The 12685-nt window shown below is 69.4% G+C and carries 12 protein-coding genes; 8 read left to right on the top strand and 4 right to left on the bottom strand.

Annotated features, from left to right (window positions below; genetic code table 11):
* The first annotated feature begins 3 nt into the window (after positions 1–3).
* From AVP41_RS08485 to AVP41_RS08470, 4 genes are all read left to right on the top strand, one after another.
* A complete protein-coding gene (locus tag AVP41_RS08485; RefSeq protein WP_067163278.1) occupies positions 4–909 on the top strand; it encodes a F0F1 ATP synthase subunit gamma in 906 nt (301 codons plus the stop codon).
* A 37-nt stretch (positions 910–946) separates the two neighbouring features.
* A complete protein-coding gene (gene atpD / locus AVP41_RS08480) occupies positions 947–2395 on the top strand; it encodes a F0F1 ATP synthase subunit beta (RefSeq protein WP_067163276.1) in 1449 nt (482 codons plus the stop codon).
* A 1-nt stretch (position 2396) separates the two neighbouring features.
* Positions 2397–2657: a F0F1 ATP synthase subunit epsilon gene (locus AVP41_RS08475; RefSeq protein WP_067163273.1), complete on the top strand. Its 261-nt coding sequence runs from the start codon at positions 2397–2399 to the stop codon at positions 2655–2657.
* Between the two features lie 92 nt (positions 2658–2749).
* Entirely contained in the window at positions 2750–3499 is a 750-nt protein-coding gene (locus AVP41_RS08470) for a YaaA family protein (RefSeq protein WP_067163271.1), read from the top strand.
* A gap of 92 nt (positions 3500–3591) precedes the next feature.
* Here the strand turns inward: AVP41_RS08470 and AVP41_RS08465 are convergent, their stop codons facing one another.
* Positions 3592–4104 (bottom strand): DUF4870 domain-containing protein, encoded by a 513-nt coding sequence (locus tag AVP41_RS08465; protein WP_067163268.1) that lies wholly within the window; start codon positions 4102–4104, stop codon positions 3592–3594.
* Positions 4105–4338: 234 nt separating this feature from the next.
* On the opposite strand from AVP41_RS08465, the gene AVP41_RS08460 reads away from it, so the two are divergent.
* The gene (locus AVP41_RS08460; protein ID WP_067163266.1) at positions 4339–5127 is read left to right on the top strand and encodes a PP2C family protein-serine/threonine phosphatase; all 789 of its coding nucleotides are present in this window, start codon (positions 4339–4341) and stop codon (positions 5125–5127) included.
* A gap of 66 nt (positions 5128–5193) precedes the next feature.
* Positions 5194–7920: an FtsK/SpoIIIE domain-containing protein gene (locus tag AVP41_RS08455; RefSeq protein ID WP_067163264.1), complete on the top strand. Its 2727-nt coding sequence runs from the start codon at positions 5194–5196 to the stop codon at positions 7918–7920.
* 39 nt (positions 7921–7959) lie between these two features.
* Here the strand turns inward: AVP41_RS08455 and ald are convergent, their stop codons facing one another.
* Both ald and AVP41_RS08445 read right to left on the bottom strand, forming a co-directional pair.
* Positions 7960–9093, bottom strand: a complete 1134-nt coding sequence (gene ald, locus AVP41_RS08450; protein ID WP_067163261.1) for an alanine dehydrogenase — start codon at positions 9091–9093, stop codon at positions 7960–7962.
* A 58-nt stretch (positions 9094–9151) separates the two neighbouring features.
* Positions 9152–10156, bottom strand: a complete 1005-nt coding sequence (locus AVP41_RS08445; protein WP_082829121.1) for an asparaginase — start codon at positions 10154–10156, stop codon at positions 9152–9154.
* A gap of 119 nt (positions 10157–10275) precedes the next feature.
* On the opposite strand from AVP41_RS08445, the gene AVP41_RS08440 reads away from it, so the two are divergent.
* Positions 10276–10746, top strand: coding sequence for an OsmC family protein (locus AVP41_RS08440; protein WP_067163256.1), 471 nt, complete (start codon positions 10276–10278; stop codon positions 10744–10746).
* A 29-nt stretch (positions 10747–10775) separates the two neighbouring features.
* On the opposite strand, the gene AVP41_RS08435 is transcribed toward AVP41_RS08440, so the two are convergent.
* A complete protein-coding gene (locus tag AVP41_RS08435; RefSeq protein ID WP_067163254.1) occupies positions 10776–11555 on the bottom strand; it encodes a lysophospholipid acyltransferase family protein in 780 nt (259 codons plus the stop codon).
* Between the two features lie 131 nt (positions 11556–11686).
* Between AVP41_RS08435 and AVP41_RS08430 the strand changes: the two genes are divergently transcribed.
* On the top strand, positions 11687–12676 hold the full coding sequence (locus AVP41_RS08430) for an FKBP-type peptidyl-prolyl cis-trans isomerase (RefSeq protein WP_067163252.1): 990 nt from the start codon (positions 11687–11689) through the stop codon (positions 12674–12676).
* Positions 12677–12685: the final 9 nt, after the last annotated feature.

Genomic DNA, 12685 nt, shown 5'->3' with positions numbered 1-12685 from the left:
TCCATGGGCGCACAACTCCGGGTCTACAAGCAGAAGATCTCTTCTGCGCAGACCACCAAGAAGATCACGAAGGCGATGGAACTCATCGCGGCTTCGCGCATCCAGAAAGCGATGGCGCGCGTGCGCGCGTCGTCGCCTTTCGCCCGCGCGGTGACGCGATCGGTCTCGGCCGTTGCCACCCACTCCAACGTGCAGCATCCGCTGACCACCGAGCGGGAGAACATCCGCCGCTCGGCGGTGGTCATCTTCGCCTCCGACCGGGGACTCGCGGGTGCGTTCAACTCGCAGATCCTCCGCGAAGGGCTCCAGCTCGGCGAGCTGCTGCGCAGCGAAGGCCGTGAGCCGGTGTACTTCCTCGTCGGGCGCAAGGCCGTCGGGTACTTCCAGTTCCGGCAGATGCCGTGGGCGGGGGAGTGGACCGGTGACACCGACACGCCTCACTTCAACACGGCCGAACAGATCGCGGGAGCCCTCCTCGACGCCTACGATCGGGGCGGCGATGCCGACGGTGTCGACGAGATCCACCTCGTCTACAACCGCTTCGTCAGCATGATGACGCAGTCGCCGGAGACGGTCCGCCTGCTCCCGCTGGAGGTCGTCGAGGCCGAGGAAGGCGAGGCCACCGCCGCGTCGCAGGTGTACCCGCTGTACGAGTTCGAGCCGAGCCCCGAGGTCGTCCTCGACGCACTGCTTCCCGTCTACGTGCAGAGCCGCGTGTTCAACGCCCTTCTGCAGTCGTCGGCGGCCAAGCACGCGGCCACCCAGAAGGCGATGAAATCGGCCAGCGACAACGCCGACAAGCTCATCACCGACTACACCCGTCTGCGCAACAACGCGCGCCAGGCCGAGATCACCCAGCAGATCGCAGAGATCGTCGGCGGCGCCGACGCCCTCTCATCGGGCAAGTAAGCCTCGACGCCAACCGACACACTGAAAGAGACAGAGAATGACCACCACCGCCACCGCCCAAGCGACCACGGTCGTCGGTCGCGTCGCGCGCGTCACCGGCCCCGTCGTCGACATCGAGTTCCCGCACGACTCGATCCCCGACATCTACAACGCTCTGAAGACGACGATCACGATCGGCGACGAGTCGACGGAGATCACCCTCGAGGTCGCCCAGCACCTCGGCGACGACCTCGTCCGCGCCATCTCCCTCAAGCCGACCGACGGCATGGTCCGCGGCCAGGAAGTGCGTGACACCGGCGGTCCCATCACGGTTCCCGTCGGCGACGTCACCAAGGGCAAGGTCTTCAACGTCACCGGCGACGTGCTCAACGCGGCTCCCGGCGAGACCGTCGAGGTCACCGAGCGCTGGGGCATCCACCGCCAGGCGCCCAACTTCGACCAGCTCGAGTCCAAGACCCAGATGTTCGAGACCGGCATCAAGGTCATCGACCTCCTGACGCCCTACGTGCAGGGTGGAAAGATCGGTCTGTTCGGTGGTGCCGGCGTCGGCAAGACCGTCCTCATCCAGGAGATGATCCAGCGCGTCGCGCAGGACCACGGTGGCGTCTCCGTGTTCGCCGGTGTCGGTGAGCGCACCCGTGAGGGCAACGACCTCATCCACGAGATGGAAGAGGCGGGCGTCTTCGACAAGACCGCCCTCGTCTTCGGCCAGATGGACGAGCCGCCGGGGACGCGTCTGCGCGTCGCGCTGTCGGCCCTCACGATGGCGGAGTACTTCCGCGACGTGCAGAAGCAAGACGTGCTGCTGTTCATCGACAACATCTTCCGCTTCACGCAGGCGGGCTCCGAGGTGTCGACGCTGCTCGGCCGCATGCCCTCCGCGGTGGGATACCAGCCGAACCTGGCCGACGAGATGGGTGTGCTCCAGGAGCGCATCACCTCGACCCGCGGTCACTCGATCACCTCGCTGCAGGCGATCTACGTCCCCGCCGACGACTACACCGACCCCGCTCCGGCTACGACGTTCGCGCACCTCGATGCGACGACCGAGCTCTCGCGTGAGATCGCGTCGAAGGGCCTGTACCCCGCCGTCGACCCGCTCGCCTCGACGAGCCGCATCCTCGACCCGCGCTACATCGGAGCGGACCACTACCGCGTGGCCACCGCCGTGAAGCAGATCCTCCAGAAGAACAAGGAACTGCAGGAGATCATCGCCATCCTCGGTGTCGACGAGCTCTCCGAAGAGGACAAGGTCGTGGTGGCTCGCGCCCGCCGCATCCAGCAGTTCCTCTCGCAGAACACCTACATGGCCAAGAAGTTCACCGGTGTCGAGGGCTCGACGGTTCCGATCAAGGAGACCATCGAGTCGTTCGACGCGATCGTCAAGGGTGACTTCGACCACGTCGCCGAGCAGGCCTTCTTCAACGTCGGCGGCATCTCCGACGTCGAGGAGAAGTGGGCGAAGATCCAGAAGGAGAACAGCTGAGATGGCGCTGACCGTCACCCTCGTCTCCGCCGAGGAGGAGGTCTGGCACGGTGAGGCGAACCTCGTCGTCGCCAAGACCGTCGAGGGCGAGATCGGCTTCATGACCGGTCACGAGCCCGTCCTCGCGATCCTCGCCGAAGGACAGGTGCGCATCACGCAGTCCGACGGCACGAAGGTCGTCGCGAGTGCACAGGATGGCTTCGTGTCGATGGAGGGCGACGATCTGACGATCTTCGCCGGCCACGCCTCGCTGGAGTCCTGACCCACACACCCATCCGCGACCACCCCGCGCCGTCGCCTCTGCAGAGGACGTCGGCGGCGGGGTGGTCTCGTCTGTCCCGAGGAGCCGTGAGAATGCTCGTTCTCTTGCCGCCGAGTGAGACGAAGCGACCCGGGGGGAGCGGCGCACCGCTCGCTCCGGATGGACTCGCCCTGCCGGAGCTCGGCCCGGTGCGAGAGAGGGCGGTCGCTGCTCTGGTGGCGCTCAGCGGCTATGAGAGCCACGCCGCCCGGGTGTTGAAGCTCTCGCCGCGCCAGCTCGCCGAGGTCGCCGCCAACGCGGAGCTGGAAGTGGCGCCGACGATGCCGGCGGTCGATCGCTACACCGGTGTGCTGTACGACGCGCTCGATGCTCCGTCGCTGACGGCGCCGGCCCGCCGCTGGCTGGGTGGCCATGTCATGATCCACTCGGCTCCGTGGGGGCCGATCGGAGCGCTCGACCCGATCCCGTACTACCGGATGGGTGCGGGAGTGACGCTTCCCGGCCTCCCTCCGGCCCGCCGGGTGTGGGCGGAGGCGGTCACGGCGGCGCTACGGGCCCGCGCGCCGCGGTTCACGCTCGACCTGCGGTCGGAAGCCTATGCCGCGCTCGGCCCTCTGCCCGCGGAGTGCCCGTCGGCGTTCGTCCGAGTGGTGTCCGCGGGAGCCGATGGCGCCGTTCGCGCCCTCAATCACTTCAACAAGCATGCGAAAGGGGCTCTCGTGCGACAGCTCGCCACGGCGCGACCGCGAGTGGGATCACGTGACGCGCTCCTGCGGTGGGCGGAGGCGTCAGGACTCGAGATGAGGCCAGGGGCGCCGGGCGAAGTGGAACTGCGGGTCTGACGCTGCCGTGGGACGCTCGGCGCATGGACGACGAAGGCCCCGCCGAAGCGGGGCCTTCGCCACGTGTGTCCGTCTGAGGGGACCGAACCGAACTACTTGATGAACCGGAAGTTGATCGGGTACTGGTAGCTGCCGCCGTTGTTGACGCGCATGCCGCCCTGGATCGAGAACACGACGTTCAGTACCCAGACCGCGAGCGGCACGAGCCAGAGGAACAGGCCGAGCACCCACAGAAGGCTGCCGAGGATCGAGGTGACGATGAGGGCCGCCACGTAGAAGATCGTGAAGGTGATCTGCCAGTTCAGTGCTTCCTTCGCCTCGACGTTGGTGCGGGGACCACGGTCCTTGAAGAGCAGCCAGATGATGAGCGAGGGAAGGAATCCGACCACGCCGCCGATGTGCGCCCACATCGCCCACGTGCGGTCCTGCTCCGGCGTCAGCGGTCCCGCCGGGGCCGCCGCCGCGTACGGCGCCGAGGGCGGCGTGGCCGCCGGCGGCGGAGTGGTGGCTCCCGGAGGGGGAGGCGTCGACGCGGCGGGAGGCGGGGTGGGAGCCGAGGGTGGGGGAGTGACCTGGCCGGGCTGCGGTTCCTGAGGATCCGTCATGGGAGTGCCTTTCGTGGGGGAGCGAGTCTCGGGGTGGCGCGTTCGGCGGCACCGACCGTCCGTCCGCCACCGTAGTGCTCGCGGGCATCCCTCGGCAATATGCGTCTCGTGTCGGGACCGCGCTGCCTTCGCGTCGTCGACACGTTCGCCATCACGCGGCCGTGATCGGCGCGGCACAGGCGTGTCCACTAGAGTGTGACAACGCCCCGCCATCGACCAAGGAAGGGTGAGCGCGTGCCCGAGTCCGCGACCCAGAAGCGCAGCCTGTCGTTGCCGGGCGGAACTCTGGAGCTGTCCTGGTCGGCCCTCACCCACACCGGACGCCGCCGCGACGTCAATCAGGACGCCGTCCTCGCCCAGTTCCCCCTCTTCGTCGTCGCCGACGGGATGGGCGGGCACATCGGCGGCGAGATCGCTTCCTCCAGCGCGGTGGACCGACTCCGTGCGGTCGCTGACAAGGGGACGATCAGTCCGAAGGCCATCGAGAAGGCGCTCGGTCGCGCTGTGAGCGACATCGGCGCTCACCCCGAGACGACCGATGAAGGCACCGGCACGACGGTCACCGGAGTGTTCCTGGACACCAGCACGCCCGAGCCGACCTGGGTCACCCTGAACATCGGCGACTCCCGTGTCTACCTCTACCGCGATGAGAGCCTCGCGCAGATCACGACGGATCACTCCGTGGTGCAAGAGTTGATCGCCGCGGGGCGTCTGAGTCCCGAGGAAGCGGAGAATCACCCGTACGGCAACGTCATCACGCGTGCCGTGGGGCCGTCCGACGGCGTCGTTCCCGACTACGTGCGCCTCGAGGTCCTCGACGGCGACCGCTTCGTCGTCTGCAGCGACGGCCTCACGAAGGAACTGACCGACTACGGCATCCTGCATTTCCTCCTTCAGCACGAGGACCCCACCGAGGCAAGCGACGCCATGCTCGAGGCTGCGCTGGAGAACGGCGGGCGCGACAACATCAGCATCATCGTCCTCAACGTCACGCGCACCGGTTCCTCCCCGCTCGACGACTGATTCCCTTCGTCCACCGCCGGCGCCTCGCACGGATCACGCCGGTCTTGGTGGAGGTCTACTGGGAGCATGACCTCCTCGCTCGATGAGCCTCTCCGGCTGCCGTCGCCCCCGGCAGCTCCACCACGCGCGCCGTTCCCTCTCGCCGCTGCCGTGGTGCCCGTGTTCGGCGCCGCGGTGCTGTGGATGATCACGGGATCGACGTTCGCCTTGTGGTTCGCGGCTCTGGGACCCCTCGTGGCCATCGCGGGCGTCCTGGACGGCGCCCGCGCGCGTCGTCGGTCCGCCCGTTCCTGGAAGCGCGAATCGCGAGCGGCATCCGAGGCGATGAAGACGCGGATCGCCGCCCGCCACGATGAAGAACGCCGCGCGCTGTGGGAACAGCATCCCGACGTGGCGATGCATCTGCGTCGACCCGGCGACGAGTGGCGTGCCGTCCCGGCTCGTTCCGATGTGGTCGTCGTCGGTCGTGGTCGACGCCAGAGCGTTCTGCGTATCGAGGGGGGTGACGACTCGGAGGCCGACACATCGCTGCGCCGCCTCGCCGGTTCACTGGACGACGCGCCGGTGCTGGTCCCGCTCGAGGCGGGCATCGCCGTCGTCGGACCGTGGGCGTGCGCGGCGGCCGTCGCGCGCGCCATGGTGCTGCAGATCTGTCTCAACTCCCCACCCGGCAGTATCCGGATCGTCGAGGGCGCCGATCACGGCGAGTGGATCGATCTGCTTCCGCACGCCACGGCGACGGCGGAGACGTCTGTGTCGCTCTCCCGACCGACCACGCTGCACGCAGCTCCGACCGTTCCCCTCGTCGTCGTCGCGGATGGTTCGCCACCGCCCCCGCGCTGCGCCGCCGTCCTCACCCTGGATGGTCCGACGCGAGGAACCCTCCGTTTCGGGGCGCGGACGCATGCGGTCGAGGTCGAGGGAGTCTCGGTCCCGCAGGCCGAGGCCATCGCCGAACGTCTTCGCCTCCGGGCAGCCGTGGAGGTCGGGTCCGTCGAGAACTCCGACCCACCGACGTGGCGGGCTCTGGTGAGCGCAACCCCCGTCCCGACCGACGCTCTGTCGGCGGTGATCGGGCTCCGCGCGGGCGCGCCCGTCGTGATCGACCTCGTCCACGATGGGCCGCACGCCGTCGTCATTGGCACCACCGGCTCCGGCAAGAGTGAATTGCTCACCACCTGGGTCGCCTCCCTGGCGGCTGCCCATCCGCCGGACCGGGTGAGCTTCCTCCTGGTCGATTTCAAGGGAGGACGCACCTTCGATCCGCTGCTCGACCTGTCTCATGTCACGGGCGTCGTCACCGACCTCGACGAGGAGGCGGCCCTCCGCGCCGTCCAGAGTCTGCGTGCCGAGGTTCGACGCCGAGAACGCGTGTTGGCTGAGGCCGGGGCCCGAGAGATCGGTGAGGCCCGTGATCGGCTGGGTCGCCTCGTCGTCGTGGTCGACGAGTATGCGGCGCTGGTGGCCGCCTATCCGCATCTGCACGACCTCTTCGGCGACCTTGCGGCGCGGGGCCGCGCGCTCGGGATTCACCTCATCCTCGCCTCGCAGCGTGCTGCGGGAGTCTTCCGTGAGTCCGTCCTCGCGAACGCGCCGCTGCGGATGGCGCTCAGAGTGACTGATGCATCCGACTCCCGCGCGGTGCTCGACTCCGATGACGCGGTGGCGCTGTCCGGGAGAGGAGACGATCGTGGCATCTGTCTCGTGCGGACCAGTCGCGACGATGTCGCAGCCCCGGCACGCATCGTGCAGTGCCCCCCACCGGACGCACTCGCGCTCGCGATGGCGGGACCCACCCCGCCGAGGCCCTGGCTCCCGCCTCTTCCTGCCCGCATCCCACTCGATTCGGTCACCCGCGCGGGGCTCGAGATCGTGGTGGCCGTCGTCGACGACCCGAGCTCTCAGCGCCAGCCGCCGCTGGAGTGGAGCAGAGACATGCCCGGACTCGCCGTCGTCGGTTCCGCGGGCAGTGGTAAGTCGACGACCCTGCGAGTCGTGGCGGCCCAGGCCCCGCACACGGTCGTCGTTCCCGCCGATACCGAGACGGGCTGGGACGCCCTCGCAGCTGCGGAGGAGGCCGTCTCCGGGACGGTGATCCTGCTCGACGACGTCGATCTTCTCCTCGCTCGTCTTCCCCCGGATTACGCCGCCGCCGCGCGCGAACGGATCGAACGACTCTTGCGAGAAGCCCGCGGCCGCGGGCTGCGGGTCGCGCTCTCCAGCCAGCGCGCGACGGGGCCGATGGGGCGTCTCCTGGACGCCGCGCCACTGCGTATCCTGCTCGCACCGGTGTCCCGCGCCGATGACATCGCCGCGGGAGGTGATGGCCGCGATCGGGGTCTGCTCCCGCCCGGACGCGCTCGGGTCGGCGAAGCGCTCGCACAGGTGCTGTGGACGCCGCCATCCCCGCCCGTACCGATGGGAAGCGCCGGCGAGACGGCATGGCGCCCGGGCCGCCGTCCGGTGGCCTTCGTCAGTGCTCCCGGACCGCGCGGAGCGGCAGTGGCGTCGATCTGGGAGGAGGGGGGAAGCGAGGTCGTTCCGGTCGATGCACCCGGGGCCGTCATCGCGCCGGGACGCGTCGTGTGGGGCAGTCCCGAGACCTGGCTGGCGCACTGGCGCGCGCTGGCACAGGCGCGGGCCGACGCCGTGATGGTCATCGACGCCGTGTGTGCGGGGGAGTTCCGCGCGCTCACCGGTGTTCGCGAGCTCCCTCCGGTCGTCACCCCGCACGCGCGGCGCGCATGGGAGATCTCGGCTGGGAACGTCTCTCGCGTGGTGCTGCCGGCGTGAACGGCTCGACGAGTACCGAGACCGCGCTCGCGGGCGATCTCAGCGTGAGGCGGCCTCGGGAGCCAGCACGGAGTCGCGCGCGACGAGCGGCATTCCGTGCGCCTCGGCGACTCCGGCATTCACGATCGATCCCGCCGTCACGTTCAGGCCCGCTGCCAGCGCCGGGTCGGCCGACAACGCGCCCTCCCAGCCCAGCGCCGCGATCCGTCGCACGTACGGGAGTGTCGCGTTGGTCAGCGCCGAAGTGGAGGTGTGCGGCACGGCGCCCGGCATGTTCGCCACGCAATAGAAGACGCTCCCGTGAACGACGAAGGTCGGCTCGGCGTGGGTCGTCGGCCGCGTGTCCTCGAAGCAGCCGCCCTGGTCGACGGCGATGTCGACGAGAACCGACCCGGGCCGCATCCGTGAGACCATCTCGTTCGTCACGAGCTTGGGGGCCTTCGCGCCCGGAATCAGGACCGATCCGATCACCAGGTCGCTGGAAACGACCGCCCGATCAAGATCCAGCGGGTTGGATGCAGCCGTCTTGACGCGTCCCTGGAAATGGTCGTCGAGAAAGCGCAACCGGGCGATGTTGGTGTCGAAGACCGTGACGTCGGCGCCCATTCCCGCGGCGATCACTGCGGCATTCGCGCCGGCGACACCGCCACCGATCACCGTGACCGTGGCGGGGCGGGTTCCGGGCACACCAGACATGAGCACCCCGATTCCGCCGGAGGATCGCATGAGGGTGTGGGCCCCCACGGTGGGAGCGAGACGGCCGGCCACCTCGCTCATCGGCGCGAGCAGCGGCAGACCCCCTCCGGGAAGCTGCACCGTCTCGTAGGCGATCGCCGTGATGCCGCTCTCGCAGAGTCGCTCGGCCAGGGGACGGTCTGCCGCCAGGTGGAGATAGGTGAACAGCACCAGGTCGTCGCGGAAGTAGCCGTACTCCGCCGCGATCGGCTCCTTGACCTTGAGGACCAGTTCGGCTCGCGCCCACACCTCCGCCGCATCGTCGAGCAGGGTCGCCCCGGCCTCCGCATACTCCGTGTCGGTCATCGACGAGCCGGCGCCGGCCCCGCGCTGCACGAACACCTCGTGGCCGCTCACCGTCAAGTCGTGGACACCGGCCGGTGTCAGGGCCACCCGGTACTCGTTGTTCTTGATCTCGGTGGGGACGCTGATCCTCATGGGTTCCTCTCGCGCCCGCGTCAGGGGTGACGACTCGGGCTCGTGGCAGGCCGGCGGCTCACGTCCCCGGCGTAGACGCCGTCGGGCGGATTGCGCCGACGTCGGCTCCGCCCCCGCTCACGCGAAGGGGGAGCACAGCCATCGTGGCGGCAACCTCGCTCGAGGTCAACGCTCCGTGCCTCTCCAACAGAGACAACGCGATCGCCGTCGCGGCTCGGCCGCTCCCGTCCAGGACCTTCAACGCCACCGTCGTCCCATCGGGGGCGACCATCACCATGACCCCTTCCGCGCCCCCCTTGGCGAACACGCCGAGCCGTTCGATCGCGATCGTGTCGGGGCGCCCGGGCCCATCGATCGTCCACGGGTTGTCTCGAACGGCTCGCACGAGAGTGCCGGCGAGGCGGTGCAGTGCGAAGGGCGAACGCTCGGATGCCGTGCCGATGCGGTGGATCGCCCGGCCGAGCGCCGTGAGGGACATGCCGTACACCGGTGCGCCGCACCCGTCGACGGCCGTCGCGCTGACCTTCGCTCCGGTCAGGCGTTCGATGACCTCGCGCACGTGCACCTGCAGCGGGTGAGACGGGTCCAGGTAGCCCCCGGTCTCCCACCCATTGGCCACGCAGGCGAGGAGCATCGCGGCGTGCTTGCCCGAGCAGTTCATGCGGACGCGCTGTGGTGCTCCCGCGGCCCGGACCAGATCGTCGCGCGCGTCCGCGTCGCTGGGCCATGCCGGCGGGCACTGCAGGGCGCTCTCATCGAGACCCGCGCTGTCGAGGATGCTCTGGACGACGGCGACGTGACGATCGGTGCCGGAGTGGCTGGCGGTGGCCAGTGCGAGCCGTTCGCCCTCGAGGGCGGCGCCCGCCGTCACGCAGCCGAGCGCCTGCAGCGGCTTCATGCTCGACCGCGGGAGGATGGCGGCGTCGACGTCGCCGAGGGTCTCCACGGCCACGCCGTCGGGGCTCAGCACGAGGGCGGCACCGCTGTGACGCGATTCGATGAAGCCGCTGCGTTCGACGACGGCGAGCTCGACGGCGGAGGACACGGAGAAGGTCTGCGACACGCCCGTCAGCCTAACGCGGGGCTCCGTCCTGACCTTCACGACTATCGGGATGCGGCTGAGGTCGAAGATGCGGTCGCCGCTGACCCCCCAACCATCCTCGCGGTGGCAGACTGGTTCGCGTGTGGGGTGAACATCGGTACGCGCTGAAGGCCACGTGGACGGGCAACCGTGGGCCGGGAACGAGCGGCTACCGCGACTACGACCGCGCCGTGACGCTCGCCGTCGACGGCAAGCCCGAGATCGCCGCCTCCAGCGACAAGCCCTTCCGCGGCGACGCCACCCGGTGGAATCCCGAAGATCTGCTCCTGGCCGCCCTGTCCGAGTGCCACTTGCTGTCCTACCTCCATGCCTGCGTGCAGGCCGGCGTCGTGGTGGTGTCGTACGAGGACGACGCCAGCGGAACGATGGTGGAGGACGGCGCCGGCGGCGGGGCCTTCCGCGAGGTCGTCCTGCGTCCGAGAGTCGTCGTGGCGGAAGAGAGCATGCGGGCAGCCGCCGAGGCGGCGCACGCCCAGGCCAACGCCTGGTGCTTCATCGCCAACAGCGTGAACTTCCCCGTCCGTCACGAACCGGTCATCAGCGTCGCCTGACGCCGAGCCTTCTTCGCGCGCCTCGAGGGTCAGCGCCGCTCGTGGGGGAGGACCTGCTTCAGGCGCTCCACCGGGTTCTGCGCGGGCGCCTCGTTGTACGCGCCGGCAAGCTCCTGACCCGATAGGGCGTGGATCGCGGCCATGATCTCGTCGGTGGCCGCCCGGCGGGCGCGGCCCGACGAGGCCGGACCATGGTGGGAGAGGTCCAACGGCTCTCCGTATCGGATCGTCACGCGCGGGCGGAACCGCGGCCACTTGGCACCGACGGGCATGGCGTCGTTCGTCCCGATCAGCCCCACGGGCACGACCCGGGCTCCCGATTCGAGCGCGAGGAACGCGACGCCGGTGCGGCCCTTGTACAGACGTCCGTCGAGGGACCGCGTCCCTTCCGGGTACAGCGCGATCGCGCGCCCCGACTCCAGGATGCGTCGTTGCTGGTCGAGCGCATCGAGAGCTGCTTGCCCCGCGCCCCGTTGCACCGGCGTCGCGCCGATCGCGGTGAAGAACTGGCGGCTGATCCAGCCCGCGATGCCCTTGCCGTCGAAGTACGACGACTTCGCGAGGAAGTACACGGGCCGCGGCGCGAACATCGGGATGACGAACGAGTCGATGAACGACAGATGGTTGCTCGCGAGGATGACCGGACCCTTGCGCGGCATGTGCTGGGCGCCCTCGATACGAGGCCGGTAGATCAGCCGGGCCAGCGGAGCGACGACCCACCGCCCGATGACGTAGGTGAAGCCCACTCCCGAGACGTCGTCACTGGATGCCTCCACCGAACTCGGTTGCGGCGTCTGGTGTTCAGTCACCAGAAGAGGGTACTCCCGATCGCATTCCGGGCGTGGTATGACGCTTTCACAGCGGGGACAGAAGAAGATGCGCCAGGATAGGAGGGTTCTGCCCCGACCGGGGTGTTTCCCTTCACTCGTGAGGTCTCTTCGTGCGTCTTCGCCCGCTCGCCACCGTGTCCATCGCCGCTGCATCGGCGCTTCTGCTGGCCGGATGTGCCGGGCTGGGCGGAAAGACGCCCACGCCCACGGCGAGTCCGACGGCCACGGCGGCCGTGGATCTGTGCGATGCGATGGCGGCGCCCGGCGACGCGTCGAAGGCCGTCTCCGTGACGGGCAAGTTCGGAGCCGAGCCCGACAAGGTCGAGTTCGCTGCGCCGCTCACCGTCGACGACGTCCAGGTGAGCGTGTTGGAGAAGGGCAAGGGCGATCCGCTCGTCGCGGGCGACTACATCTCGTTCGCCTTCAACGCGTTCAGCGCCGAGACGGGCAAGCCTCTCGGCACCGCGGGATACAAGCCCGGCGAGATGCTGCCGACGCAGATCTCGGCGGCCACCGGTCTCGGACAGCTGCTCGGCTGCAGCGCTCCCGGAACGCGGATCGTGGCGACCTTCCCCGCGACCCCGGCCACCGAGTCGACGCCTGCGGCCGCTGCCGAGGTGTACGTGATCGATCTCCTCTCCGTCGTTCCCACCGCAGCGTCGGGCGAGCCGCAGGAGCCCGTGCCCGGCATGCCCACCGTCACGACGGGCGACGACGGGGCGCCGAAGATCGCCATCCCCGACGCCGACCCGCCCACCAAGACCGAGGTGGCCACGCTCAGGAAGGGCGACGGTCCCGAGGTGCGTTCCGGCGACACCGTGTTGATCCAGTTCCGCGGCATGCGGTGGTCGACGGGCAAGCTCTTCGACGGTGGCGACACCTGGGCGAGCGGCACGCCGTACTCCGCACAGACCACGGGATTCGTGAAGGGCTTCCAGAAGGCCCTGGACGGTCACACGGTCGGGTCGCAGGTGCTCGTGGTCATCCCGCCCGCTGACGGTTACGGCGACGGCAAGATCAACGACGCCGACCTGAAGGGCGAGACGCTCGTCTTCGTCGTCGACATCCTCGGGGTGCAGCACGCCGCTGCGGCGCAGTGAGCCGGTGAT

Source organism: Microbacterium sp. TNHR37B (assembly GCF_001620065.1).
Lineage (GTDB): Bacteria > Actinomycetota > Actinomycetes > Actinomycetales > Microbacteriaceae > Microbacterium.
The sequence above is the reverse complement of the archived record's forward strand: the minus strand, read 5'-3'. Positions and strand labels throughout refer to the sequence as shown.